The sequence below is a fragment of the Amycolatopsis sp. NPDC026612 genome, from assembly GCF_040638285.1.
GTDB lineage: Bacteria > Actinomycetota > Actinomycetes > Mycobacteriales > Pseudonocardiaceae > Amycolatopsis.
In genome coordinates, this window is the sequence record NZ_JBEZYB010000021.1 from 68256 (window position 1) to 92526 (window position 24271).

Consider the following 24271-nt stretch of genomic DNA (forward strand, 5'->3'; position numbering starts at 1 on the left):
CCCGACCTCCTCGTCGAGGCCCGAGACCGACATCTAACCCGAACGAGGTCGCCACGTTCGGGTGAACTTGCTACAAGAACCGCGAATGCGGAGGTTCTTTTGTTGAACCTCCGCATTCGCGTCAGGCCATCCGGGCGGCCGCGCTCTTGATCGCCTCCCGGATCCGGAAGTAGGTCCCGCAGCGGCACACGTTCTGGATGGCGTCGATGTCGGCGTCCGTCGGGTTCTTCGTCTTCTTCAGCAACGCGACCGCCGCCATGATCTGGCCAGGCTGGCAGTAACCGCACTGCGCCACGTCCTGCTCGAGCCACGCTTCCTGGACCGGGTGCAGCTCGTCGCCGTCAGCCAGCCCCTCGATCGTGGTGACCTCGCGCCCGGCGCACTCCGACACCGGCGTGACGCAGGGGTTGAACGCCTCGCCGTCGAGGTGGCTGGTGCAGGCCTTGCAGACGTTGATGCCGCAGCCGTACTTCGGCCCGCGGACCTTGAGCTTGTCGCGCAGCGCCCACAGCATCGGCAGGTCGGCGGGCGCGTCGACGGTGACGGTCTTCCCGTTCACCACGAAGGTGTAGTTCGGCATGGGGCTCTCCTCAGCGCGGGAACGGGTCGAAGTCGACCGGGAAGGTGATCGGGAAGCTGCGCGGCTTGATCCCGGTCGCGCGGGCGTAGGCGTTGGCGATCGCGCCGACCGGCGCCGGCACGCCGAGCTCGCCCGCCCCGCCGATGTCGTCGCCGGTCGCGGGCATGACGTGCACGGTGACGTCCACCGGCGAGTTTTTCTGCCGCGCGTAGTGGAACTGCGAGTAGCTGCCTTCCAGCGGCAGGCCCTTGTCGATGTGCAGGCCCGCGGTGAGCGTCGTCGAGATCGCGTCGGTCAGGCCGCCGAGCATCTGTGCCTGGATCCCCCGCGGGTTCACCGGCTTGCCGACGTCGACCGCGATGGTCGCCTTGGTGACCCGCGGGTGCTTCGGGTCCCGCGCGTCCAGTTCGACCAGGCAGGCGGTGTAGGACTTGTACTCGCCGTGCACCGCGATCCCCTGCGCGAACCCGGCGGGCAGCTTCTTGCCCCACTCGCCGAGTTCGGCGACCTTGTCGAGCACCGCGCGCTGGCGTTCCGCCTTGATGAACTCGCGGCGGAAGGCCACCGGGTCCTTGCCGAGCTTCGCGGCGATCTCGTCGACCATGATCTCTTCGGCCCCGCGGGTGTTCGCCGAGTAGACCGACCGCCACGCCGAGGTGTGGAACTTCAGCGGCACCTCGTTGAGCAGCTGCGTGGTGACACCGAAGTTGTACGGCGACTTCACGGTCAGCAGGAACACCGTCTGCGCGAAGCTCAGGTTGCCGCCGACGGGCAGCTTCGCCGCGTACGCGGTCAGGATCTCGCCGAGTCCGTGGCTCCAGTCGGTTTCGACGCTCGCGACGCGGTGTTCGAACGTCAGCACCTGACCAAGTGCGAAGGTCGCGCGGATCCGGTGGTAGCTCGCCGCGCGGCCGCGCCCGTGGCGCATGTCGTCGATCCGGCTCCACATCAGCCGGACGGGCTTCTTCATCGCCTGGGAGATGAGCGCGGCTTCCAGGGCGGCGTCGAAGAACAGCCGCCGCCCGAAGGACCCGCCGCCCTGCTGGACGTGCACGGTGACCTTGTTCTCCGGCAGCCCCAGCTCCTGCGCGATGGTCTGCTTCGCCACGATCGGCGACTTCAGCCCGGCCCAGATGGTCGCGCTGTCCTCGCGGACGTCGGCCACCGCGGAGTTCGACTCCATCGGCGCGTGGCTGGCGAAGGCGAAGTCGAACTCACCGTCGACGTACTGGGTGAGCAGCGGCGGGACCACGAACGGCAGCGCGGCGGCCCGCAGCTTCTTCTTGATCGTCTCGTCGTTCTCGCCGTCGACGGTGCCCGGCCCCCAGGTGACGTCTAGGGCGTTCTTGCCGTCGAGGGCCTGGCCGAACGTCTCGGCCATCACCGCGACCCCGGTCTTCACGACCGCGATGTCGATGATCCCGGGCATGGCACGGACGGCGGCCTCGTTGGTGACCTTCCGCACCGTGCCGTTGATCGTCGGCGGCCGCCGCACCATCACCGGGTTCGCACCGGGGATGTCGAGGTCGAGCGTGTAGACCTGCTTCCCGGTGACCATCGCGCGGGCGTCCTGGCGCGGGGTCGGCGTCCCGACGAGCGTGTGCGCCGACTCGGCCTTCGGCTGGATCGCGCCGACACTCAGGCCGGAGCGCGACGCCGGCCCGGCGAGGACGCCGTACGAGGCACTGCGGCCGTCGGGGGCCCGCACCGCACCGTCGCGTGTGGACAGTCGCGCAGCGTCGGTCCCCCACTGCGCCCCGGCCGCGGCGACCAGCCGGGCACGCGCGGTCGCCGCGGTGGCGCGGACCGGGTCGTATAGCGAACGCATCGTGTTGGAGCCGCCGGTGAGCTGGTTGAACAGCAGCTCGGTGCGGGCGTCCGAAAGCACGACGTCGACCCGGTCGAGCGGCAGGTCCAGCTCTTCGGCGACGAGCATGGCGGTCGCCGTGGTGATGCCCTGGCCGACCTCGGCCCGCGGCAGCTGCAGCCGCGCCCGGCCGTCGGACGTCAGTTCGAGCACGAGCATCCCGGCGGTGGGCGCGCACGACAGCGTCAGCACGTCACCGAGGTCGAGGATTTCCGCCGGCTGCGGCAGGGTGGGGATGACGGCTTCGGCGCGGGCCGGGGCGAGGCCGTCGGCGGTGAGTTTCGTGGCGACGGTGAGCGTGGGCGCGGCGACCAGGTAGGTCAGGAAGCGGCGGCGGCCGACCTGCCCGGGCTCGGCAGGGTCGGTGGTGGGACTGGCCATGGGGAATCCCTTGCTGGGAGCGGCGGGGTGCGCGCCACGCTAAGGAGACCCGGCGGGTACGTCAACGCGGAGTAGTCGAGTTCGCCCATTCCTGTGACGAGATGACAGTGGAGGCCGCCGAAAGTGTGTGCCGCCACAGTGCCGGACGGCGTAACGGGCTGGTTCCGTCGGCGGCGCGACCAGCTCACGGCGCCCTGCGGCTTGAACGGCACGCCGTATAGACCGTTATACGCGGATCACTCGATCTGCTTGACCGCCCACTCCGCCCACTCGCGTTGCATGGCCGAGAAGCGCTTCCCCCATTCCAGCACCAGGCGGCCGTACAGCGACTGGTTGTCGTCGTCCCAGTCGATCGCCGACTCCAGCTCCCCGAGCCGCCGCTCGCGCTCCTGACCCGCCTTCCCCATCGTCGCGAGGTAGCCGCGCGCCTGGCCGGGGTCGACCGAGCCGAGGAAGTACACGCGCAACAGGCCGGCGCTGCGCGGCGGGCCGGCGGGCTCGACCTCGATCAGCCAGTGCCGCAGCTCCTCGAGCCCGGCTTCGGTGATCTCGTACTCCTTGCGCCCGCGTGGCCCCTCGGCCAGGACGCGGATCATGCCCGCGGTCTCCAGCTTGCCGAGCTCGCCGTAGAGCTGGCTCTGCGTTGCGGGCCAGACGTTGGCCATCGCCCTCTCGAACCGTTTCAGCAGGTCATAGCCGCTTCCGGGCTCGTCGGCCAGCATCCCGAGTACCGCGTGTCGAAGGCTCATGCCCCTCATCTTGACATTCCACTATTGACATGTCGAATCATGACGTTCTAACTTTGACATGTCAAAGTTGGAATGTCGGGAAGGACCCGTCGTGAACTACCTGAAGAGCCTGCTTCCGTGGATCGCGTTCGCCGTGGTCGCGACCCAGTTCGACTGGCGGTGGTCCGGACTCGCCGGCCTGGTGATCTCGGCCGCGCTGCTCCTGCTCGCCCGCCGCCACGGCCGCACCGCGGACACGCTGATCCTCGAGTGGAGCGGGTTCGTCTTCTTCACCCTGCTCACCGCCGTCGCGTTCAGCTTCCCGGCGTCGCCGCTGAAGACCTACACCGGTGCCCTCACCGACGCCTGGCTCGCGCTCACCGCCTGGGGTTCGCTCGCCATCGGGAAGCCGTTCACCCTCGGGATCGCCCGCACGTCGACCCCGGCGGAGCTCTGGGACAACCCGATCTTCAAGCGCGTCAACGTGCTCATCACGCTGGTGTGGGCGGCGAGCTTCACCGTCGGCGGGATCGCGGGCATCGCCCTGCTGCACTTCGCGCCGCACGCCACCTTCGCGCTGATCGCGATCAAGGTCCTCTGCTTCGCGGTCCCCGTCGCCTTCACCATCCGCTACCCGCGCATCGTCCGGGCCCGGGCCGCCGCGTGACCACCACCGGCTTCCACCTCACCGGCGCCTACGCGCCCGTCCACGACGAGCTGACCGCGTTCGACCTCCCGGTGACCGGCGCCCTGCCGCCCGAGCTGACCGGCTGGTACCTGCGCAACGGCCCGAACCCGCGCGGGGACAACAAGCACTGGTTCACCGGCGACGGCATGGTCCACGGCGTCCGCCTCGAGCACGGCCGCGCCGCCTGGTACCGCAACCGCTGGGTGCGGACCGAGAGCTTCGCCGACCCGGACCTGAAGCTGTACAACGAAGACGGCACGCGGAACCTGCACAGCAGCGTCGCGAACACGCACGTCGTGAACCACGCCGGCCGCACGCTCGCGCTCGTCGAGTCGTCGCTGCCGTACGAGATCACGACGGACCTCGAAACCGTGGGCGTGTACGACTTCGGCGGCGAACTGGCCGACGCGATGACCGCGCACCCGAAGATCTGCCCGGTGACCGGGGAGCTGCACTTCTTCGGCTACGGCAGCATCACCGCACCGCACGTGGGCTACTACCGCGCCGACGCGGCCGGGAAGCTCGTCGTCAAGCAGCCGATCGACGTGCCCGGGCTGACGATGATGCACGACTTCGCGCTCACCGGGGAGCACGTCGTGTTCTACGACCTGCCCGTCGTGTTCGACCGGGCGTCGGTCGGCCAGGGCATGCCCTACCGCTGGGACGCCGGCTACGGCGCGCGGCTCGGCGTGCTGCGCCGCGACCGGCCCGAGGCCGGGGTTCGCTGGCTGGAGATCGAACCCTGCTACGTCTTCCACACGCTCAACGCGTTCGACACCCCGGACAGCCGGATCGTCGTGCACGTCATGCGCTACGACCACCAGTGGTGGGTGGGGCACGAGGACCCGCCGGCGTCGCTGTGGCGCTGGACGATCGACCTCGCGGCCGGGACGGTGACCGAGGACCGGCTCGACGACCGGCCGGGCGAGTTCCCCCGCATCGACGACCGGCTCACCGGGGCCGACGCGCGCTTCGGGCACGTCACCGGCCACGACGTCCTGCGCCGCTACGACCTGCACACGGGCACGGCCACGGAGCACGTCTTCGCGCCTGGGCGCGTTCCCGGCGAGGCGGTGTTCGTCCCCGCCGAGCACGGCGAAGGCTGGCTGCTCACCTACGTCCACGACGCGGCGGAGGATCGCAGCGACCTGGTCGTGCTCGACGCCGGGAACCTCGCCGCGGCGCCCGTGGCGACCGTCCACCTCCCGCAGCGGGTGCCCGCGGGCTTCCACGGGAACTGGCTGCCGGACGCGTGAAGGCTCAGGCGAACTTGGTCTTCGGGCGCTCCTGGCGGAGGTCGTCGACGTAGACGTCCACCTTTTCGTCGAGGAACGCGACCAGGCCGGCCACGCGGGTGCTCTCGGGCAGCGGCGTCGGGTAGCTCCAGGCGAGGTCTTCGTGCCCGGCCACGTCGAAGTGCCCGGCGGCGCCCTTGTACGGGCAGTGCGTCACGACGTCGATCTTTTCCAGCAGGTCCATCCGGACGTCGACGCGGGGCAGGTAGTAGCGGGTCGGCAGGCCGGTCTCGAACAGCAGGTGCGGCCGCACCGAGTCGGCGACCGTGACGCCGTCGACCTCGATCCGGACGTGCCGCGAGCTCGGCAGGACGTCGACGCGGACGCCGGGGTCGCGCGGGTGCGTGAAGATCTGTTCGTCCTCTTCGAACCAGTCGAACGCGCCGAACTCGAACCGGACGTGGCCGCGGAGCTCTTCGATCGGCGAATTCGGGTACTCCAGCGCGCCGTCCACCGCCTCGGCTCCGCCACCCTTTATCGTCGACAGAACAGCTTCTCCGCGGCTCGGCGAGTGCGCCGTCCGGCCGGAGGGGGTGAGAACGCCGCTCACGACGTCCGCGCGCGGGATGTAGTACGTGGGGTAGTACGGAACTTCCCACACCAGGAGGGGGTGCACCGTGTCCGCGACGACCTGCCCGCCGAGGAACACCCGTACCCGCTTCGCGCCTTGTGCCACGCGGACGCGCCCGCGTACCGGAGTGCTCATACTGCGGTCAACCGGCCCCGGAGTGGGCCTATTCCGGCGGGCGCCGGGGCGGGACGGCTAGCGTGGCAGGCAGCACGAAGACGACAGGAGGCGGGCACGGGTGGCCGGCGTAGAAATCCCCACGGTCGGTACCCCCGCCGGGATGCGCAAGATCAACCAGCGGGCGGTGCTCGACCTGCTGCGCCGCGGCGGACCGGCGACCCGGCCGCAGGTGGCGAAGGACACCGGGCTGTCGAAGCCGACGGTCAGCCAGGCACTGCTGGCGCTGGAAGCCGCCGGACTGGCGCGGCCGACCGGGCAGACGTCCACCGGCACCGGGCGCTCGGCCGTGCTGTACGAGGCTGATCCCACCGCGGGGTACGTGCTCGGCGTCGACATCGGCCGCGAGCACCTCCGGGTCGCGGTGTCGGACCTCGGCCGCACGCTCGTGGCGCGCCGCGACGAACGCAACACCGCACGCTCCGGCGCGGCGCTGGTGACCGCGGTGGGGAAGATCGCCGCCGACGCCGTCGCCGAAGCGGGCCTGACCGCCGCCGACATCGTTGTCCGCGTGGTCGGCTCCCCCGGCGTCGCCGATCCGGACAAGCGGTGCTTCCGGCACGCGCCGAACCTGCCCGGCTGGGGCCGGGCCGGGCTGATCGACGACCTCGAAGCCGCGCTCGGCCCGGATCTGATGGTCGAGAACGACGCCAACCTCACCGCCGTCGGCGAGTGGGAGAGCGGGGCCGCGCGCGGCGCGTCGGTGTTCGGCTGCATCACGATCGGCACCGGGGTCGGCATGGGCCTGATGGTCGACGGCCGGGTGTTCCGCGGCGCGACCGGCGCGGCGGGCGAGATCGGCTACCTGCCCTACGGCCGCACGCGCGCGGCCGACGAGCCCGGCACCCCGCCCGCGCGCGGCCACCTCGAAGAGGCGACGGCGGCCCAGTCGGTCGTCCGCGGCGCCCGGGAACTCGGGCTGGGCACGGCGAAATCGGCCCGCGAAGTCTTCCGGCTGGCCCGCGAAGGCGACGAACTCGCCCGGCGCGCGGTGGAGACGGAAGCCGACCGGCTCGCCTACACGGTGGCCTCGGTGGCGGCGGTGATCGACCCCGAGCTGATCGTCCTGGGCGGCGGCATGGGCACGGCCGCGGACCTGCTGCTGGAGCCGATCGACCGCGCACTGCGCGCGTTCACGCCGCTGGTGCCGAAGGTCGTGCAGGGCGAACTGGGCGAGGACGCGGTACTGACCGGCGCGATCAGCGTCGGGCTGCGGGCGGCCCAGGGGCTGGTCTTCGACCGCCGGGTGGGTGCGGCCTGAGCGCACGGGGACCTAAGTGGTTTCCGACGGTGACCACTAAGCCGCCCGCCAGGCCTCGCTCCCGGTCGAGATCCGCCAGGGCGTCAAGCGCAGCACCGTGATCTTCGGGTCGCGGTGGTCCTCGCCGCCGAGGATCTTCGGGTCGTAGCCCAGCGGCTCGGGCGTGGCCGCGAACAGGTCCCAGAGGTCCTTGCGCGCTGCCTCGCCGTCCTCGAACTCCGCCCGGCACTCCGCCACCGCCACCTCGTGCTGCGGGTCCCAGTACGAGCACGAGACGTACGGCGTCGCCGCCAGGTGGGCGAGCTTCAGCGGCGTCGGCCGGGTGAACAGCCGGCCGGTCAGTCCGTCCGGCGTCCGTTCCCAGATCGGGTGGACGATCCGGGAGCGCGGGCGGCCGCGCTTCAACGACGGCGTCGTGATCCAGCACGTCCTGGCCGCGCCGCTGTCCATCACCGCGCTGGCCGAGCGGATGGGCGTGACCCAGCAGGCGTCGTCGAAGGCCGTCGCCGACCTCGAACGCCGGGGGCTGGTGCGCCGCGAGCCCGGCCCGGCGGACGCCCGGACCAAGCTCCTGCACCTCACCGGGCACGCGATCGCCGCCGTCGAGGCGACCCGAGCGCTGCGCGCGGAGCTTCAGGACGAACTGGTCGCGGAGTACGGCGCCGGCCGCGTCGACGACGCCCAAGCCCTGCTGGCGTCGGTCATCGACCGCTTCGGCGGCGGGGACGCGATTCGCGCCCGGCGGGTCCGGCCCCGCGCTGAATTACCTCCGGCGTAATCGACGCCGCCACCCGGAAGGCCGATGATCGGCGGCATGAGCGAATCCGCGAAGAACCGGACGATCGTCGTCGGCTGCCTGCAAACCTGTTCGTGCACCAGGACTTCGAGGCCGCGAAGGCCGCGCTGCACCCGGATTTCGTCACCCACAGCCCCGGGCTGCCCTCCGGCCGCGAGGCGTTCACCGACGCCGTGAAGAACTCGCCGGTGGCCGGCGCGACCGCGGTGCTCGAGCACGTCGTCGCCGAGGGCGACCTCGTCGTGGTGCACCTGCACGTGGCCGGCCTCGCCGTCGTCGACATCCTGCGTGTCGAGGACGGGTTGATCGTCGAGCACTGGGACGTCAAACAGGCCGTCTAGCGCGTGATGACGCAGGTGCCCGACGCCGTGGCCAGCAGCTTCCCTTCGGCGTCGCGGATCTCCCCTTCGGCGAAGGCGATCCGCGAACCCTCCTTCACCACCCGGCCCGTGGCGCGGATTTCGCCGCGGCCCGCGTGGATCGCGCGCAGGTAGCTCACCTTCAGCTCCACCGACGCGTAGCCGACGCCGGCCGGGAGCGTCGTGTGGACCGCGCAGCCGACCACCGAATCCAGCATCGTGGCCGCCACCCCGCCGTGGACCATGCCGATCGGGTTGTACAGCGACTCGTCCGGCTCCGCGACCGCGACGACCTCGCCGGGTTCGATGCGCTCCCAGCGCATCCCGAAGTGCGCGGCGATCGGCGCCGGCGGGACACGGCCCTCGGCGATCGCCCGCAAGTACTCCAGACCGGACATCGTGGCGCCGAGCCGGGCGGTCTCCAGCGGGTCCTGCCAGGTGATGGTCTTCGAACGGACCTGCGCTTCGACGTCGGTCATCCCGGCTCCTCGACTTGTGACACCCGCGATTATGACAACTGTCTTAACGCCCAGCCTCGCCCGCGGGACCGGCGCGCGTCAAGCACGGCGTGACCCAGACCACCGGTGGTCCGCCCGCACCACGGGTGGAATCATCCGGGGGTGAGCACCGACCGCAAGCTGATCGACCCGGAACGCGTCGCAGCGGCGGTCGACGGGCTCGGCGACCGCGCCGTCATCGAAGAATGGGCCCGGCGCTTCTCCGTGGTCGCCGACCCGTCCCGGCTGGCGCTGCTGGTCTCCATCCACTACGCCCGCGAGATCAGCGTCACCGACCTCGCCGCGGCCACCGGCATGACCGACACCGCGGTCTCGCAGGCCCTGCGGCTGCTGCGGGCGCACGGGCTGGTCACGCCGCAACGCAGCGGCCGGGTGGTGCGCTACCGGCTCGCGGACGCGGCCGTGCACGAGCTCATCCACCGGGTGCGCCCACACACCGCGACAACCGGAGCTTCGCCCCGAGCCGGGGGCTCCGCCACCCAGACCCCCGAACAACCCGCTGAAACAACCGGAGCTTCGCCCCGAGCCGGGGGCTCCGCCACCCAGACCCCCGAACAACCCGCGGGCGAACCCGAAGACCGGTAGCGTGCGGGCATGACGGGATTGCCCGAGACCATCACTGCCTGCTTGTTCGACCTCGACGGAGTGCTGACCGGCACGGCGATCCTCCACCGCGAGGCCTGGAAGCGGACGTTCGACGAATTCCTCCGCGCCCGCGACGGCGCCGGGTTCGCGGAGTTCACCGACCACGACTACGCAGCCTTTGTGGACGGCCGCCCGCGTGCCGACGGCGTGCGGGAGTTCCTGCGCTCACGGGGGATCGTGCTGCCCGAGGGCGAGCCGGACGACCCGGTGGACGCCCCGACCGTGAACGGCGTCGGCAACCGCAAGAACGAACTGGTCCTCAAGATCATCGACGAACGCGGCGTGAATCCCTACCCGGGTTCGGTGCGCTACCTCGAAGCGGCCAAGGCCGCCGGGCTGCGGATCGCGGTCGTGACGTCGTCGGCCAACGGCGCCAAGGTGCTCGACGGCGCGGACCTGAGCAAGTACGTCGAGGCGCGCATCGACGGCATCGTGATCCGCGAACAGCACCTGAAGGGCAAGCCGGCGCCGGACTCGTTCCTGGCCGGCGCCGCGGCGCTCGGCGTCGAGCCCGCGCACGCGGCCGTGTTCGAGGACGCCCAGTCCGGCGTCCAGGCCGGCAAAGCCGGGGGCTTCGGGTACGTCGTGGGCGTGAACCGGGCCGACCAGGCCGACGCACTGCGGGCCCACGGCGCCGACATCGTCGTCGACGACCTCGCCGACCTCCTGGGGGACCGATGACCGAACGGCACGGCTACGAATGCGCGCCGTGGGAACTGCGGTGGCGTGGCATGGACGTCGACGCCCTGCAGCGCACCGAATCGGCCTTCGCGGTGTCCAACGGCCACATCGGGCTGCGCGGCACCCTCGAGGAGGCCGAGCCGCGCGGGCTGCCCGGCACGTACCTCAACGGGTTCTACGAGCAGCACGAACTTCCCTACGCCGAAGCGGGCTACGGCTACCCCGAAGAGGGCCAGACCGTCGTCAACGTGACCGACGGCAAGATCATCCGGCTGCTGGTCGAGGACGAACCGCTCGACATGCGCTACGGCGCGGCCACCGCGCACGACCGGGTGCTCGACTTCCGCAAGGGCACGCTGTGCCGGACCACCGAGTGGTCGTCGCCGACCGGGCGGCGGGTCCGCGTGCGCACCGAACGGCTCGTGTCCTTCACCCAGCGCGCGATCGCCGCGATCCGGTACGAGGTCGAGCCGCTCGACGAGGACCTGCAGCTGGTCGTCCAGTCCGACCTGCTGGCCAACGAGCCGATCGAGTCCGACACCAGCGACCCGCGGGTGGCCGCCGCACTGGAATCCCCGCTGGTCGGCGAGTTCCACCGCGCATCGGAGTACAACGGCGTGCTGGTGCACCGGACCCGCCGGTCCGGGCTGCGGATGGCCGCGGCGATGGACCACAAGATCGAGGTGGACGACGGGATCCGCGCCCGGATCCACTCGGAGGAAGACCTCGCGCGGCTGACCGTCGCGGTCGACGTGCCCAAGGGCGGCCGGCTGCGGATCACCAAGTTCCTCGCCTACGGGTGGTCCGCGCAGCGCTCGGTGCCCGCGCTGCGGTCACAGGTCGAGGCGGCGCTGGCCGGCGCCCGCCAGACGGGCTGGAAGGGCCTGCTCACCGAGCAGCGCAAGTTCCTCGACGACTACTGGACCACTTCGGACATCGAGATCGAGGGCGATCCCGAACTGCAGCAAGCTGTCCGCTTCGCCCTGTTCCACATCCTGCAGGCCGGGGCCCGCGGCGAGAGCCGCGCGATCGCCGGCAAGGGACTGACCGGCCCCGGTTACGACGGGCACGCCTTCTGGGACACCGAATCCTTCGTGCTGCCGGTGCTCACCTACACCATCCCGGACGCCGCGCGCGACGCACTCCGCTGGCGTCACTCCACAATGGACAAAGCGCGGGAACGCGCCCACCAGCTGGGGTTGCGCGGCGCGGCGTTCCCGTGGCGGTCGATCAACGGCGCCGAGTGCTCGGCGTACTGGCCGGCGGGCACGGCCGCGTTCCACGTCAGCGCGGACATCGCCGACGCCGTCCTGCGCTACCTCAACGCGACCGGCGACGAGCAGTTCGAGCGCGACTACGGCACCGAGCTGCTGCTGGAAACCGCGCGGCTGTGGGCGTCGCTGGGCCACCACGACCGGCACGGCGCGTTCCGCATCGACGGCGTCACCGGCCCGGACGAGTACTCGGCGGTGGCGGACAACAACGTCTACACGAACCTGATGGCGCGGCGGAACCTGCAGGCGGCGGCGGAGTCGTGCGAGCGGCACCCGGACGTCGCGGCGCGGTTCGGCGTCGACACCGTCGAGCTGGATTCCTGGCGCGCGGCCGCGGCGGCGATGTACCTGCCCTACGACGAAGAACTGGGAGTGCACCCGCAGTCGGAGGGGTTCCTCGACCACGACGAGTGGGACTACGCGGGCACCGATTCGTCGCACTACCCGCTGCTGCTGCACTTCCCGTACTTCGACCTGTACCGCAAGCAAGTCGTGAAGCAGGCCGATCTGGTGCTGGCGCTGCACCTGTGCGGCGACTCGTTCAGCCCGGAGGAGAAGGCCCGCGACTTCGCGTACTACGAGGCGAGGACCGTGCGCGACTCCTCGCTGTCGGCGGGGACGCAGGCGGTCGTCGCCGCCGAGGTCGGTCACCTGGAGCTGGCCTACGACTACCTCGCCGAAGCCGCGCTGACCGACCTGCACGACGTCCACAACAACGTGCGCAACGGCCTGCACATGGCGTCGCTGGCCGGGGCGTGGCAGGGCGCGGTGGCCGGGTTCGGCGGCCTGCGCGACCACGGCGGCACGCTGGCGTTCGCGCCGCGGCTGCCGCCGCAGCTGGGGCGGATCACCTTCCGCCTGATGTTCCGCGGCACCCGGTTCCAGGTGGAGATCGACACCGATCAGGCCACCTACCACGTGGTGGCCGGAGCGCCCCTGGAAGTGCTGCACCACGGGGAGCGCATCACGATCACCGAGGAACCGCAGCGGTTCGCGATCCCGAAGATCGACGCCGGCACCCCGCCGAAGCAGCCGGCCGGCCGGGCTCCGATGCGGCGCGACTCCGAAGAGGTGCGTCAGTACGCGGAGCCGGCGAACCCGATCACCGAGGAAGGTCGCTGACCGGGTCGTCGTGTCCGGGCGGGGCCGGGATTTCTTCGGTCCCGCCCGGGCTCACGTCCGGGTCGGGGGCGGTGGGCACGTCGTGGGTCAGCTTGCCGGGGGTCGGCAGCTCGGGGAGCTCGTCGTCTTCGTCGTCGCGGCCGTGGATGCGCTGCTGCTCGCTCATGCTTTCCGGAATACCCGGTTTTCCCGGACGTGGCCAGCGCGGTCAGGCCGCGTGCGTCCCCGCGGCCGCCCGGGCCTTGTCCTGCAGGGTGAGCAGCAGGCCGTCGCGGGTGGACCACGGACAGATCGTCACCGGGCCGCCGGCGACCGTCAGCAGCGCTTCCGCCACGATCGCGCCGGCGAGGGCCTGGTGGGCCCGGCTGCGGGAGATGCCCGGCAGCTCCGCCCGCCGCGACGGCGGCAACGCGGCGAGGCGCGGGATCCAGGCCCGCAGGTCCTCGATCCGCAGTTCCTTGCACTGCCCGGGGCGGGCGCCGGCCAGCCGCGCGAGCTGCTGCAGCACCTTCGAGCAGCCGACGACCCGCGGGTCGTCGACGTCGGCGGCGCCCAGCGTGGTGGCCACGACGTCGAGTGCGTGCGCGCGCAGCGCCTTGACCTGCTTGTTCGACACGCGCTCGGACGGCAGCCAGTCCCGCGTCATCGACCGGGCACCCAGCGGCAACGAGCGCGCGAACGTGGCTTTCTCGCCGCGGCCGGCGGCCAGCTCGACCGTCCCGCCGCCGATGTCGAGCACCAGCATCGGCCCGGGTTCCGCGGCGTACCAGCGGCGGGCGGCCAGGTAGGTCAGCTCCGCCTCGCAGCGGCCGGACAGGAACCGCAGTTCGACCCCGGTTTCGCCGGCGACGTGCCGGACGACGTCCGCGGCGTTGGCCGCGTCCCGGATCGAGGAGGTGGCGAGCGGGTAGACGTCGCTCACGCCGTGGCGGTACGCAGTGGTCATGCCCGCCGCGACGGCGGCCGTCACGGCGTCGATGCCGCGGGAGCTGAGCCGGCCGCGGCCGTCGAGCTCACGGTCCAGGCGCAGGCGCGTCTGGTGGTTCACCAGCGGCTCCCGTGGTGAGCCGTCCACCGGCACCACCACGAGCCGGGCGCTGAACGAACCGACGTCCAGCACGCCCACCGCGGGCTCTCGTCTTTTCCGCACAGTCCGGCCCACCTCACTTCCGCTCTGGTGAATATCCCCAGTTCGACGGCTCGAAACCAGCAATGATGTCCGATGTCACCACCTGCCGCAGGCTATTCCCGCCATTGAGGCCCTCCGGACGTGCCTTTCTGGCGCGAAGGTAACAGTGAGATAACCCGATTGAGTGAACAGTGGTGAGACCGGACACGATTCGGTAACGCCCGCGCGGCTGTTGCGACTAACCGGACATCGGAACCGGCGTGGAGCAGGGGAAAGAGATGGAACGGCCCGAGCGGCGAGCCGCGCTCGTGCGGCCGGCCGCCGTCGTGCTCGCGGTCGTGGCCGGGCTCGGCTGCGTGTTGCTGGGCGTCACTTCGGTGCTCGCGCCCGTGCCGGCGGTCGCCCCGGCCGCGGACCGGCCCCGGCCGGCCGGGGCCGGCGCCCCGCCGTCGGCCCTGCTGATCCCCGACCTCGGCCTGACGCTGCAGCACCTGGTCGGCCTCGGCCACCTCGCCGGCCGCCGCGAGCAGCCCGGCACGGCCCTCGGCGTCGGCTGGTTCGCCGACGGCCCGGTGCCGGGCGCCCCCGGCGTCGCGGTGCTGTCAGGGCACGCGGGCTTCGGCTACTCCCCCGGCGCGTTCGTCCGCCTGGGCAAGCTCAAGCCGGGCGCGACGATCACGGTCCGCAACGACCAGGGTCACGAGTCCCGGTTCACCGTCCGCAGGACGGCGGTGTTCCCGCCGGACGAGCCGGACGGCACGCTGGTGGTCCCGCAAGGCCCGGGCCCGGAGCTGCGGCTCATCACCAGCGACGGCACGTACGACGGCGCCGGGCTCGGCAATCCGCGGGTCGCGGTCTACGCCACCCCGGCCTGACGCGCGGCCGCCCGCCTGGCGCGAATGACTCCTCCGGGACGTCGGACGTCTCGAACGAGTCGTTCGCGGCCGTGCGGTGGGCGAGAGCCAGCGGTCAGCCGAGCAGCTCGCGCAGGTGCGACACCGCCGCCACGCGGGCCTCGCGGCCCGGCTGCAGGGGGTTGACCACCAGCGTCGTCGCGCCTGCCTCGGCGAACGCCGCCAGCCGCTCCTTCACGTACCCCGCCGGCCCGACCAGGGAGATCGCGCGCAGCAACTCGACCGGGACCGCCGCGGCAGCTTCTTCCTTCTTGCCGTCGAGGTACAGGTCCTGGATCAGTTTCGCCTCGGCGTCGTAGCCGTAACGGCGGGCCAGGTCGTTGTAGAAGTTCTTGCCCCGGGCGCCCATCCCGCCGATGTAGAGGGCGAGGACCGGCCGCAGGTGGTCGAGCAGCGGCTCGACGTCGTCGCCGATGGCCAGCGCCACGGTCACGAACGTGTCCAGCTCACCCAAGGCCGCGTCACGCTTCGCCTTGCCCTCGGCCAGGGACGCGCCCCAGACGTCGCCGGCCTTCTCCGGGTGGAAGAAGATCGGCTGCCAGCCCTCGGCGATCTCGGCCGTGAGCGCGACGTTCTTCGGGCCGATCGAGGCCAGCAGCACCGGGATCCGCTCGCGCACCGGGTGGTTGATCAGCTTGAGCGGCTTGCCGAGCCCGGTGCCCTGCTCGGGCGGCAGCGGAATCGTGTAGTGCTTGCCCTCGTGCACCACGCGCTCGCGGCGCCACACCTGCCGGCAGACCTCGACGATCTCGCGGGTGCGGCCCAGCGGCGCGTCGTACTTCACGCCGTGGAAGCCCTCGATGACCTGCGGGCCGGACGCCCCGAGCCCGAGGATGAACCGCCCGTCGGAGACGAAGTCGAGGCCGGCCGCGGTCATCGCGGTCAGCGTCGGCGTGCGGGTGTAGATCTGGAAGATGCCGGACGCCAGCTGGACGCGTTCGGTCTTCGCCGCCAGGTAGCCGAGCTGGCTGACCGCGTCGAACGAGTACGCCTCCGGCACGAAGACGACGTCAAGGCCGGCCTTTTCCAGTTCGACGACGTCGGCGACGCTTTCGGCGAAGCCTCCGGAGTAGCTGATCCCGGTCCCGATCCTCATGACATCCTCCCGTGCTAAGCGTGCGCTTAGGCTAGCCGGGAACCACCGTACCCCGCACGTCGCCGAAGCCGATGCGCGTGCCGCGCGGGCCGGGCGCGGTCGCGCTGATGACCACCTCGTCACCGTCCTCCAGGAACGTGCGCGTCACGCCGCCGGGCAGCTCCAGCGGCTCCTGACCGCCCCAGGACAGCTCCAGGAACGAGCCCCGCTGGTCGCGCTCGGGGCCGGTGACCGTGCCCGACGCGAACAGGTCGCCCGTGCGCAGGCTCGCGCCGTTGACCGTCAGGTGCGCCAGCTGCTGCGGAGCCGTCCAGTACTGCGTCGCGAACGGCGGGCTCGACACCAGGTGACCGTTGAGCCGGACCTCCAGCGCCAGGTCCAGGCTCCACTTCTCGCCGGTCCGGAGGTATTCGAACGGCTCGGGGTCCTGCGGCGGGCCGTCGACGCGCGCGTGGTCCAGCGCGGCCAGCGGCACGATCCACGGCGAAACCGACGTCGCGAACGACTTGCCGAGGAACGGCCCCAGCGGCTGGTACTCCCAGGCCTGGATGTCACGCGCCGACCAGTCGTTGACGAGGCAGACGCCGAACACGTGGTCCGCGAAGTCCGCTGTGGACACCCGGCTGCCCAAAGTGGACGGAGTGCCGACGACGAACCCGACCTCCGCCTCGATGTCCAGCCGCTGCGACGGCCCGAACGACGGGGCGTCGGCGTTGCGGGGCTTGCGCTGCCCGTGCGGCCGGACGACCGGCGTGCCGGACGCCACGACGGTGCCGGCCCGGCCGTGGTAACCGATCGGCAGGTGCTTCCAGTTGGGCGGGAGCTCGGTCGCGTCCGGCCGGAAGATCTTGCCGGCGTTGAGGGCGTGGTGCTCGCTGGAGTAGAAGTCGACGTAGTCGGCGACCTCGAAGGCGAGGTGCGTGGTGACCTCGGTGACGGGCACGAGGTGCGGCCGGAGCTGATCGGCGTAGCGGGGGGCGGTCAGCCATTCGGCGACGCTTTCGCGGACCTCCCGCCAGGTGGCGGCCCCGGCGGCGAGGAGCGGGTTGAGCACCCCGGCGGTGAGCAGCGGGGCGAACGCCGCCGCGGTCTCGGCGGCCGCCGAGGTCAGGTCGAGCACCCGGTCGCCGACCGGCACGCCGACCCGCCGCTCGGGCGCCCCGCCCACCGAGAAGACCCCGTAGGGCAGGTTGTCCAGGCCGAACGTCGTGTCGTCGGCGAGCTCGAGCCAGGTCACGTGCACTCCTCATCCCGGGCGGCGCGCGCCGCCGTTCGACCGGCCGCCACGGCCGCACCGGCTCCATCCCAGCAGACCACGATCACTCCCCGCCCCGAGCGGCCCGGATGGTCCACGCCGCCACCCTGCCACCGGCGAAAGCGACCACACCGCCGCTGGTCCCCCGCGCTCCAGCCGCCCGCGCCAACGCGCCACGGGCCACCGCCGCCCGGCCGGCCACCTCAACCCCGGCCACCATCACTCCACACTCCAGCCGCCCGCACCACCGGCCACCACCGCCTCGCGCGGCCCGCGCCGCCACCGTCACTTGCCGTCACCCGGGGCGCGTGCCGCCACCCAGGCGGCCACCACGTCCGCCAGTACCGGGAGCGGCAGGGTTCCGCTGCCCAGCACCGTGTCGTGGAACTCGCGGATGTCGAACCGCTCGCCCAGCTGCCGCTCGGCTTCGGCGCGGAGCCGTTCGATCTCCAGGCGGCCCACCATGTAGCCGAGCGCCTGGCCCGGGAGGCCGGCGTAGCGGTCGATCTCCGCGTCGATCTCGAGCTGGGCCATCGGTGTGTTGTCGCGCAGGTAGTCGACGGCCCGTTGCCGGCTCCAGCCCAGCGCGTGCAGGCCCGTGTCGACCACCAGCCGCGCCGCCCGCATCGAATCCTGGGTCAGCAGGCCGAGCCGGGCGGTGTTGTCCGAGTACAACCCCATCTCGTCCGCGAGGCGCTCGGCGTACAGGCCCCACCCCTCGGCGTAGGCGTTGAACATGCCGATCCGGCGCAGCAGCGGCACGCCGGTCAGCTGCTGGGCGAGCGTGAGCTGGAAGTGGTGCCCCGGCACGGCTTCGTGGAACGCGACAGCCTCACTCAGCGTCCGCTGCCGCTGGTCCGCATCGCGGGTGTTGGTGTAGTACGTGCCCGGCCGCGAACCGTCGAGCGACGGCTCGATGTAGTAGGCGATCGACCCGCTTTCGGCCTCCGCCTCGGGTACCGGGGCGACCTCGCACCGCTGCTCCGGAACACGCGAGAACCATTGGGGCGCCACGGCTTCCGCCCGCGCGATGGTCGCCCGGGCGACTTCCAGCTGCTCGTCGCCGTCCCGCCAGCGCAGCGCCGGGTCCGTGCGGATCCGGTCGAAGATCTCCGCGAGGTCGGTCGTGCCGAACACCGCGGCGCCCAGCTCGCGGTACTCCGCCGCCAGCCGCTCGATGATCGCCAGACCGGTGTCGTGCAGGTCCTGCGCCGTGTGCTCGGTCGTCGTCTCCGCCCGGATCAGGGCCGCGTACCGCTCCGGCCCGCCCGGCAGGTCGCCGATGCCGGGCGACGTCTCGGGCCTGCCCACCGGGACCACCTCGTCGGCCAGGAAGTCCCGGTACCGGGCATACGCCGGGCGGACCACCTCCGCGAGCAACCGGTCGCGCTCGGCCTCGAGCCCGTGGACCGGCACCTTCAGCGGGTCGTTCTCCGGTGCGGCGAGGTAGCGCTCGACGTAGCCGACGCCGAGGCGCGCCAGGAACGCCGGCGGTGTCAGGCCCTCGGCCAGCGCGGCCCGCTGCCGCTCGATCAACTGGTCCAGGTACGTGCCGACCGCGGCGAGCCTGCTCAGGTAGCCGCGGGCCTTGGCCTCGTCGTCGACGATCGTCTGCGGCAGCTCCATCAGCAGATTGAGGGCCGGTGCGTCCAGCCCGTCGCTCACCGCGATGTCGGCCCGGCCGGAGTCGAGTACGTCGATCTGCGTGCGAGCCTGCCAGATCACGACGTCACGGGTGACGCGCTCGGCCTGCTTCAGCGCCGCCGTGTCGATCGCCTCGGCCCGCGCGATGATCCCGGCGAGCCCGGCGCGGTACCGGGCGGCGGCTTCGGCGGTCTGGTCGGCGAGCTTGTCGTGCGTGCCCGGCAGGCCGTACAGCGACGGGATGAGTGGCTGGGCCTCGACCATCAGCTCCAGGCACTCGTCGGCGAGCCTGTCGGGCGTGTCGCGACGCCGCGACACCCAGTCGGCGACGACGCCGGACAGCACGGGCAGCGGCAGGGTTCCGCTGCCGAGGACGACGTCGTGGAACTCGCGGACGTCGAACGCCTCGCCCAGGGCTTGCTCGGCCTCGGCGCGCAGCCGCTGGATCTCCAGCCGCCCCACCATGTAGCCGAGCGCCTGGCCCGGGTCGGCGGCGTACCGGTCGATCTCCGCCTCGATCTCCAGCCGCGCCATCGGCGTGTGCTCGGCGAGGTAGTCGATCGCCTGCCGGCGGCTCCACCCGAGGGCGTGCAGGCCCGTGTCGACGACCAGCCGCCCCGCTCGCATCGAGTCCTGGGTCAGCATGCCCAGCCGCGCCACGTCGTCGGAGTACAGGCCCATCTCGTCGGCCAGCCGCTCGGCGTACAGGCCCCAGCCCTCGGCGTAGGCGTTGACGTGCGCGATCCGGCGCAGCAGCGGCAGGCCGGTGAGGTCCTGCGCGAGGCACAGCTGGAAGTGGTGCCCCGGCACGGCTTCGTGGAACGCGACGGCCTCGCTGGTGAACCGCGGCCGCTTCTCCGCTTCATGGGTGTTGGCGTAGTAGACACCCGGGCGGGTGCCGTCGAGCGACGGCTGCAGGTAGTACGCGATCGTGCCGCTGGTGGCCTCGGCCGCCGGCACCGGCTGCACCTGGCACTGCTGCTCCGGCACCCGCGAAAACCACTGCGGCGCCACGGCTTCCGCCCGCGTGATGGCGGCCCGGGCCCCGGCCAGCAGCTCCTCGCCGTCCCGCCAGCGCAGCGCCGGATCGGTCCGGATCCGGTCGAAGATCTCGCCGAGGTCGGTGGTGCCGAACAGCTTCCCGCCCAGCTCGCGGTACTCCCCGGCGAGCTTTTCGATCAGCGCCAGCCCGGTTTCGTGCAATTCCTGCGCCGGGCGCTCGGTGGTCGTCTCCGCCCGGATCAGCGCGGCGTACCGCTCCGCGCCGCCCGGAAGGGCACCGATGCCCGGCGACGTCTCGGGCCGGGCCACCGGCGCGACCTCGTCGGCCAGGAAGGCGCGATAACGCGCGTACGCGGGCCGGACGACCTCCGCGAGCAAGCGGTCGCGTTCGGCTTCGAAGCCGGCCGGCGCATACGGCGGTGTCACCCGCAGCGGGTCGCTCTCGGGTGCGCCGAGGTAGCGGTCGACGTAGTCGATCCCGATGCGCACCAGGAAGTCCGGCGGCACCAGCCCTTCGCCCACCGCCGCGCGCTGCCGGCCGATCAGCGCGTCGAGGTAGTCGCCGACGCCCGCCAGCCGGCTGAGGTAACCGCGGACCTTCCGCTCGTCGTCCAGCACCGTCTGCGGCAGGTAGAGGAGCAGCTGCAGTGCGGGCGCGCCGAGCCCGTCGCTGACCGAGATTTCGGCGCGGCCGGAGTCGATCTCATCGATTGCGGCCTTCGCCTGGGAGACCACGACTTCCCGGGTGACCCGCTCGGCGGCGGGCAGCCCGGTGCAGTCGAGCGCTTCGGCGCGCGCGGCGATCGCCGCGTAACCGGCGCGGAACCGGGCTTCGGCGGCCGCACCGGGATCGGGCAGCCGGTCGTGGTCGCCGGGCAGGCCGAACACCGACGGGTACAGCGGCTGCCGCTCGAAGTTCAGCGCGACCAGCTCGTCGGCCAGCCGGTCGGGGGTGTCGAGCCTGCCCGCCACCCAGCCGGTGACCACCTTGGCCAGCGCGGACAGCGGCAGCATGCCGTGGCCGAGCACGACTTCGTGGAATCCGCGGATGTCGAACGCCTCGCCGAGCGCCTGCTCGGCTTCCGCCCGCAGCCGCTGGATCTCCAGCCGCCCCACCATGTACCCGAGCGCCTGCCCCGGCCAGGCGACGTACCGGTCGATCTCCGCCTCGATCTCCAGCGGCGCCATCGGCGTGTTTTCGACCAGGAAGTCGATCGCCTGCCGGCGGCTCCACCCGAGGGCGTGCAAGCCCGTGTCGACCACCAGCCGGCCCGCCCGCATCGAATCCTGGGTCAGCATCCCCAGCCGCGCCACGTCATCGGAATACAGGCCCATCTCGTCCGCCAGCCGCTCGGCGTACAGGCCCCAGCCCTCGGCGTAGGCGTTGAACATGCCGATCCGCCGCAGCAGCGGCAGGTCCCGCAGTTCCTGGGCCAGGCTGAGCTGGAAGTGGTGCCCCGGCACCGCTTCGTGGAACGCGATCGCTTCGCTGGTGAACCGCGGCCGCTTCGCCGCCTCGTGGGTGTTCGCGTAGTACGTGCCCGGGCGGGTGCCGTCGAGCGACGGCTGGAGGTAGTACGCGATCGTGCCGCTCGCCGCGTCGGCTTCGGGCACCGGCGCGACCTCGCACTTCTCCGCCGGAATGCGCGAAAACCACCTCGGCGCGACGGCTTCGGCGCGGGCGATGGCGTCCCGGGCCGCGGCCAGCAGCTCCTCGCCGTCCCGCCAGCGCAGCGCCGGGTCGGTGCGCAGGCGCTCGAAGATCTCGGTGAGCTCGGTGGTGCCGAACACCTTCGCGCCCAGCTCGCGGTACTCCCCCGCGAGCTTTTCGATCAGCGCCAGCCCGGTTTCGTGCAATTCCTGCGCCGTGCGCTCGGTGGTCGTCTCCGCCCGGATCAGCGCGGCGTACCGCTCCGCGCCGCCCGGCACGTGGGAGATCCCCGGTGCGGTCTCGGGGCGCCCGGCCGGCTCGACCTCCGCGCGGAGGAAGTCGCGGTACCGCGCATACGCCGGGTGGACCACCTCCGCGAGCAGCCGGTCGCGCTCGGCGTCGAACCCCTCGACGGCCGCCGTCGTGCCGACCTTCAGCGGGTCGGTGTCCGGCGCGGCGAGGTAGCGGTCGATGTACTCGATGCCGACGCGGGCGAGGTACGCCGGCGGTACCAGCCCCTCGGCCAGGCTCTCGCGCTGCCGCTCGGTCAGCTCGGCGAGGAACGGCTCGATCGCGCCGAGCCGGGCCAGGTAGCCGCGCGCCTTCTTCTCGTCGTCCAGCCGGTAGTACGGCAGGTACATCAGCAGCCCGAGCGCGGGCGACGTCAGCCCGTCGCTGACCGCGAAATCGGCGGCCCGCGCGCCGAGCCGGTCGGCCTCGACCTCGGCGGCGGCGATCACGACCTCGCGCGTCACGGCGTCTTCCGGCGTCAGGTCTTCGGTGGCCAGCGCCCGCGCACGGGTGGCGAGGCCCGTGTACGCGGCGCGGAAGCGCTCCTGCGCCTCCCGGGTCTGCTCGGCGAGCCTGTCGTGGCCGCCGGGCAGGCCGAGGACCGACGGGTGCAGCGGCTCCTGCTCGAACGACAGCTCGACGAGCTCGCTCGCCAGGCCGTCGACGGTGTCGCCGTGCCCGGCCACCCATTCGTCGACGACGTCGGCCAGCACCGAAAGCGGCAGCGCGCCGCCGGCCAGGACGAGGTCGTGGAACGCGCGGACGTCGAACCGCGAGCCGAGCCGCTGCGCGGCGCGGGCGCGGATCCGCTGGATCTCCAGGCGCCCCACCAGGTACCCGAGCGCCTGGCCGGGCCACGCGATGTAGCGGTCCACCTCGGACTCGACCTCGGCGCGCGCCGTCGGCGTGTGCTCCAGCAGGTAGTCGATCGCCTGCTGCCGGCTCCACCCGAGCGCGTGCAGCCCGGTGTCGGCCACCAGCCGGGCCGCCCGCAGCGAGTCGCCGGCCAGCATGCCGAGGCGGGCGACGTCGTCGGAGTAGAGCCCCATTTCGTCGGCGAGGCGCTCGCTGTAGAGGCCCCAGCCCTCGGTGTAGGCGTTGAACATGCCGATGCGGCGCAGCAGCGGCAGTTCGGTGCGCCCCTGCGCGATGCTGAGCTGGAAGTGGTGGCCCGGCACGGCTTCGTGGAACGCGGTCGTTTCGGCCATGTGCCGGAACCGCTCGGTGGCTTCGTGGGTGTTCGCGAAGTAGATGCCGGGCCGCGAACCGTCGGCGGCCGGGCGCAGGTAGTACGCCGCGGGCGCGCCGGGCGCGACCTCCGACGGCACCGCTTCGACCGTGCACTGCTGCTCCGGCACCCGGCCGAACCACTTCGGGGCTTCGGCGGCCGCCCGGTCGATGGCGGTGCGCGCGGTCTCCAGGATCTCGTCACCGCCGGTCCAGCGCAGGGCCGGGTCGGTGCGCAGACGCCGGAAGATCTCGGCCAGGTCGCCGGTGCCGAACACCCTCGGCCCCACCTCGCGGTACTCGGCGGCGAGCGAGTCGATGACGTCGAGGCCGATCCGGTGCAGCTCCTGCGGGGTGAGCTCGGTGGTCGTGTGCATCCGCGCGAGCCGGGCGTACGTCTCGCCGCCACCGGGCAGCCACGAAACACCGGGCCGGTCCGCGGGGCGCCCGTGCGGCTGCACCTCGGTGACCAGGAACTCGCGGTACTCGGCGAAGGCCGGGCGGACGACACCGCCGAGCAGCTCTTCGCGCCGCCGCTCGAACTCCTCGTCCGGCGCCGGCTGGCGGCGCAGCGGGTCGGCGGCCGGGTCCGCGAGGTAGCGGTCGAGGTGCGCGACCGCGGCGTCCACCAGGTGGGCCACCGGGAGGAGCCCGCCGTCGATGCCCTCGGCGTGCCGCCGCGCGACCTGGCGCAGGTATTCCGGGACCGCGGCCAGCCGCCCGAGCTGGGCCTCCGCGGCCTCGCCCGCGGTCACGGTCGTCATCGGCAGGGCCATCAGCAGGCCGGCCGCGGGCCCGATGGACAGGTCGGTGACCGTGAACTCGGTCATCCGGCTGTCGAGCGCCGCGATGTGGTTTTCGGCCGTGGTGATCAGGACCTCGCGGGTGACCCGGTCCTCGGCCGGGAGGCCCTCGGTGTCCAGCGCGCGGGCCCGCTCGAGGAACGCCGTGAGCTGGTCCCGGAACGCCCGCTCGGCCTCGGCGGACACGTCCGGCAGGCCCGGCTCCGCCGGGCGCACGCCCAGCAGCGCGGGCGTCAGCGGGTCAGCGGCGAACAACGCTTCGACGAACTCGTCCGCGAGTTCGGTGACCGCGGCCATGGCAGGACCCCCAGCTTCGACT

At 72.2% G+C, this 24271-nt stretch carries 19 protein-coding genes and 1 pseudogene; 9 read left to right on the top strand and 11 right to left on the bottom strand.

Annotated elements, in window-relative coordinates:
- Window positions 1–121 precede the first annotated feature (121 nt).
- The 3 genes from AB0F15_RS21025 to AB0F15_RS21035 all read right to left on the bottom strand — a co-directional run bounded on the left by AB0F15_RS21025 (window position 122) and on the right by AB0F15_RS21035 (window position 3577).
- Window positions 122–580, bottom strand: coding sequence for a (2Fe-2S)-binding protein (locus AB0F15_RS21025; RefSeq protein ID WP_360272601.1), 459 nt, complete (start codon window positions 578–580; stop codon window positions 122–124).
- Between the two features lie 10 nt (window positions 581–590).
- The gene (locus tag AB0F15_RS21030) at window positions 591–2828 is read right to left on the bottom strand and encodes a molybdopterin cofactor-binding domain-containing protein (RefSeq protein WP_360272604.1); all 2238 of its coding nucleotides are present in this window, start codon (window positions 2826–2828) and stop codon (window positions 591–593) included.
- 236 nt (window positions 2829–3064) lie between these two features.
- Window positions 3065–3577 carry a PadR family transcriptional regulator gene (locus tag AB0F15_RS21035; RefSeq protein ID WP_360272607.1) on the bottom strand — a complete coding sequence of 171 codons (513 nt, stop codon included), beginning with the start codon at window positions 3575–3577 and terminating at the stop codon, window positions 3065–3067.
- Window positions 3578–3668: 91 nt separating this feature from the next.
- Here AB0F15_RS21035 and AB0F15_RS21040 point away from each other — a divergent pair, with 91 nt between their 5' ends.
- Both AB0F15_RS21040 and AB0F15_RS21045 read left to right on the top strand, forming a co-directional pair.
- A complete protein-coding gene (locus tag AB0F15_RS21040) occupies window positions 3669–4223 on the top strand; it encodes a hypothetical protein (RefSeq protein WP_360272609.1) in 555 nt (184 codons plus the stop codon).
- Complete coding sequence (locus AB0F15_RS21045; RefSeq protein ID WP_360272611.1) at window positions 4220–5500, top strand: carotenoid oxygenase family protein; 1281 nt, start codon at window positions 4220–4222, stop codon at window positions 5498–5500. Before AB0F15_RS21040 ends, AB0F15_RS21045 begins: the two co-directional genes overlap by 4 nt.
- A 4-nt stretch (window positions 5501–5504) precedes the next feature.
- Here AB0F15_RS21045 and AB0F15_RS21050 read toward each other — a convergent pair whose 3' ends face one another.
- A complete protein-coding gene (locus AB0F15_RS21050; protein ID WP_360272613.1) occupies window positions 5505–6245 on the bottom strand; it encodes a DUF427 domain-containing protein in 741 nt (246 codons plus the stop codon).
- Between the two features lie 100 nt (window positions 6246–6345).
- Between AB0F15_RS21050 and AB0F15_RS21055 the strand changes: the two genes are divergently transcribed.
- Entirely contained in the window at window positions 6346–7545 is a 1200-nt protein-coding gene (locus AB0F15_RS21055) for an ROK family protein (RefSeq protein ID WP_360272615.1), read from the top strand.
- A gap of 36 nt (window positions 7546–7581) precedes the next feature.
- Here the strand turns inward: AB0F15_RS21055 and AB0F15_RS21060 are convergent, their stop codons facing one another.
- Window positions 7582–7950, bottom strand: a complete 369-nt coding sequence (locus AB0F15_RS21060) for a pyridoxamine 5'-phosphate oxidase (protein WP_360272618.1) — start codon at window positions 7948–7950, stop codon at window positions 7582–7584.
- A 10-nt stretch (window positions 7951–7960) separates the two neighbouring features.
- On the opposite strand from AB0F15_RS21060, the gene AB0F15_RS21065 reads away from it, so the two are divergent.
- Both AB0F15_RS21065 and AB0F15_RS21070 read left to right on the top strand, forming a co-directional pair.
- Window positions 7961–8323 (top strand): MarR family transcriptional regulator, encoded by a 363-nt coding sequence (locus AB0F15_RS21065; RefSeq protein ID WP_360272620.1) that lies wholly within the window; start codon window positions 7961–7963, stop codon window positions 8321–8323.
- A 92-nt stretch (window positions 8324–8415) separates the two neighbouring features.
- A complete protein-coding gene (locus tag AB0F15_RS21070; protein ID WP_360272623.1) occupies window positions 8416–8682 on the top strand; it encodes a nuclear transport factor 2 family protein in 267 nt (88 codons plus the stop codon).
- Here the strand turns inward: AB0F15_RS21070 and AB0F15_RS21075 are convergent.
- Window positions 8679–9179 carry a PaaI family thioesterase gene (locus tag AB0F15_RS21075; protein WP_360272625.1) on the bottom strand — a complete coding sequence of 167 codons (501 nt, stop codon included), beginning with the start codon at window positions 9177–9179 and terminating at the stop codon, window positions 8679–8681. The two genes, AB0F15_RS21070 and AB0F15_RS21075, sit on opposite strands and share 4 nt — an antisense overlap.
- Window positions 9180–9320: 141 nt before the next feature.
- Between AB0F15_RS21075 and AB0F15_RS21080 the strand changes: the two are divergent.
- The 3 genes and pseudogenes from AB0F15_RS21080 to AB0F15_RS21090 form a co-directional block, all read left to right on the top strand.
- Window positions 9321–9653 (top strand): annotated as a pseudogene (locus tag AB0F15_RS21080) (metalloregulator ArsR/SmtB family transcription factor); the annotation flags it as partial.
- A gap of 159 nt (window positions 9654–9812) precedes the next feature.
- Window positions 9813–10544, top strand: a complete 732-nt coding sequence (locus AB0F15_RS21085) for a beta-phosphoglucomutase family hydrolase (protein ID WP_360272627.1) — start codon at window positions 9813–9815, stop codon at window positions 10542–10544.
- Window positions 10541–12940 (top strand): glycosyl hydrolase family 65 protein, encoded by a 2400-nt coding sequence (locus AB0F15_RS21090; protein ID WP_360272628.1) that lies wholly within the window; start codon window positions 10541–10543, stop codon window positions 12938–12940. The genes AB0F15_RS21085 and AB0F15_RS21090 overlap by 4 nt, the downstream gene beginning before the upstream one ends.
- Here the strand turns inward: AB0F15_RS21090 and AB0F15_RS21095 are convergent.
- Entirely contained in the window at window positions 12921–13106 is a 186-nt protein-coding gene (locus tag AB0F15_RS21095; protein WP_360272631.1) for a hypothetical protein, read from the bottom strand. The genes AB0F15_RS21090 and AB0F15_RS21095 overlap by 20 nt on opposite strands.
- Before the next feature lie 42 nt (window positions 13107–13148).
- The gene (locus AB0F15_RS21100; protein WP_360272634.1) at window positions 13149–14090 is read right to left on the bottom strand and encodes an exopolyphosphatase; all 942 of its coding nucleotides are present in this window, start codon (window positions 14088–14090) and stop codon (window positions 13149–13151) included.
- A 257-nt stretch (window positions 14091–14347) separates the two neighbouring features.
- Here AB0F15_RS21100 and AB0F15_RS21105 point away from each other — a divergent pair, with 257 nt between their 5' ends.
- The gene (locus tag AB0F15_RS21105) at window positions 14348–14944 is read left to right on the top strand and encodes a class F sortase (protein ID WP_360272637.1); all 597 of its coding nucleotides are present in this window, start codon (window positions 14348–14350) and stop codon (window positions 14942–14944) included.
- A 94-nt stretch (window positions 14945–15038) separates the two neighbouring features.
- Here AB0F15_RS21105 and AB0F15_RS21110 read toward each other — a convergent pair whose 3' ends face one another.
- From AB0F15_RS21110 to AB0F15_RS21120, 3 genes are all read right to left on the bottom strand, one after another.
- Entirely contained in the window at window positions 15039–16079 is a 1041-nt protein-coding gene (locus AB0F15_RS21110) for an LLM class F420-dependent oxidoreductase (RefSeq protein ID WP_360272640.1), read from the bottom strand.
- Window positions 16080–16110: 31 nt separating this feature from the next.
- On the bottom strand, window positions 16111–17322 hold the full coding sequence (fahA, locus tag AB0F15_RS21115; RefSeq protein WP_360272642.1) for a fumarylacetoacetase: 1212 nt from the start codon (window positions 17320–17322) through the stop codon (window positions 16111–16113).
- 297 nt (window positions 17323–17619) lie between these two features.
- Window positions 17620–24249, bottom strand: a complete 6630-nt coding sequence (locus tag AB0F15_RS21120) for a DUF885 domain-containing protein (RefSeq protein WP_360272645.1) — start codon at window positions 24247–24249, stop codon at window positions 17620–17622.
- Window positions 24250–24271 lie beyond the last annotated feature (22 nt).

Coding starts and splice junctions, on each gene's coding strand:
- AB0F15_RS21025 (WP_360272601.1), bottom strand. CDS start 580: ATGCCGAACTACACCTTCGTGGTGAACGGGAAGACCGTCACCGTCGAC.
- AB0F15_RS21030 (WP_360272604.1), bottom strand. CDS start 2,828: ATGGCCAGTCCCACCACCGACCCTGCCGAGCCCGGGCAGGTCGGCCGC.
- AB0F15_RS21035 (WP_360272607.1), bottom strand. CDS start 3,577: ATGAGCCTTCGACACGCGGTACTCGGGATGCTGGCCGACGAGCCCGGA.
- AB0F15_RS21050 (WP_360272613.1), bottom strand. CDS start 6,245: ATGAGCACTCCGGTACGCGGGCGCGTCCGCGTGGCACAAGGCGCGAAG.
- AB0F15_RS21075 (WP_360272625.1), bottom strand. CDS start 9,179: ATGACCGACGTCGAAGCGCAGGTCCGTTCGAAGACCATCACCTGGCAG.
- AB0F15_RS21085 (WP_360272627.1), top strand. CDS start 9,813: ATGACGGGATTGCCCGAGACCATCACTGCCTGCTTGTTCGACCTCGAC.
- AB0F15_RS21090 (WP_360272628.1), top strand. CDS start 10,541: ATGACCGAACGGCACGGCTACGAATGCGCGCCGTGGGAACTGCGGTGG.
- AB0F15_RS21095 (WP_360272631.1), bottom strand. CDS start 13,106: ATGAGCGAGCAGCAGCGCATCCACGGCCGCGACGACGAAGACGACGAG.
- AB0F15_RS21105 (WP_360272637.1), top strand. CDS start 14,348: ATGGAACGGCCCGAGCGGCGAGCCGCGCTCGTGCGGCCGGCCGCCGTC.
- AB0F15_RS21110 (WP_360272640.1), bottom strand. CDS start 16,079: ATGAGGATCGGGACCGGGATCAGCTACTCCGGAGGCTTCGCCGAAAGC.
- AB0F15_RS21120 (WP_360272645.1), bottom strand. CDS start 24,249: ATGGCCGCGGTCACCGAACTCGCGGACGAGTTCGTCGAAGCGTTGTTC.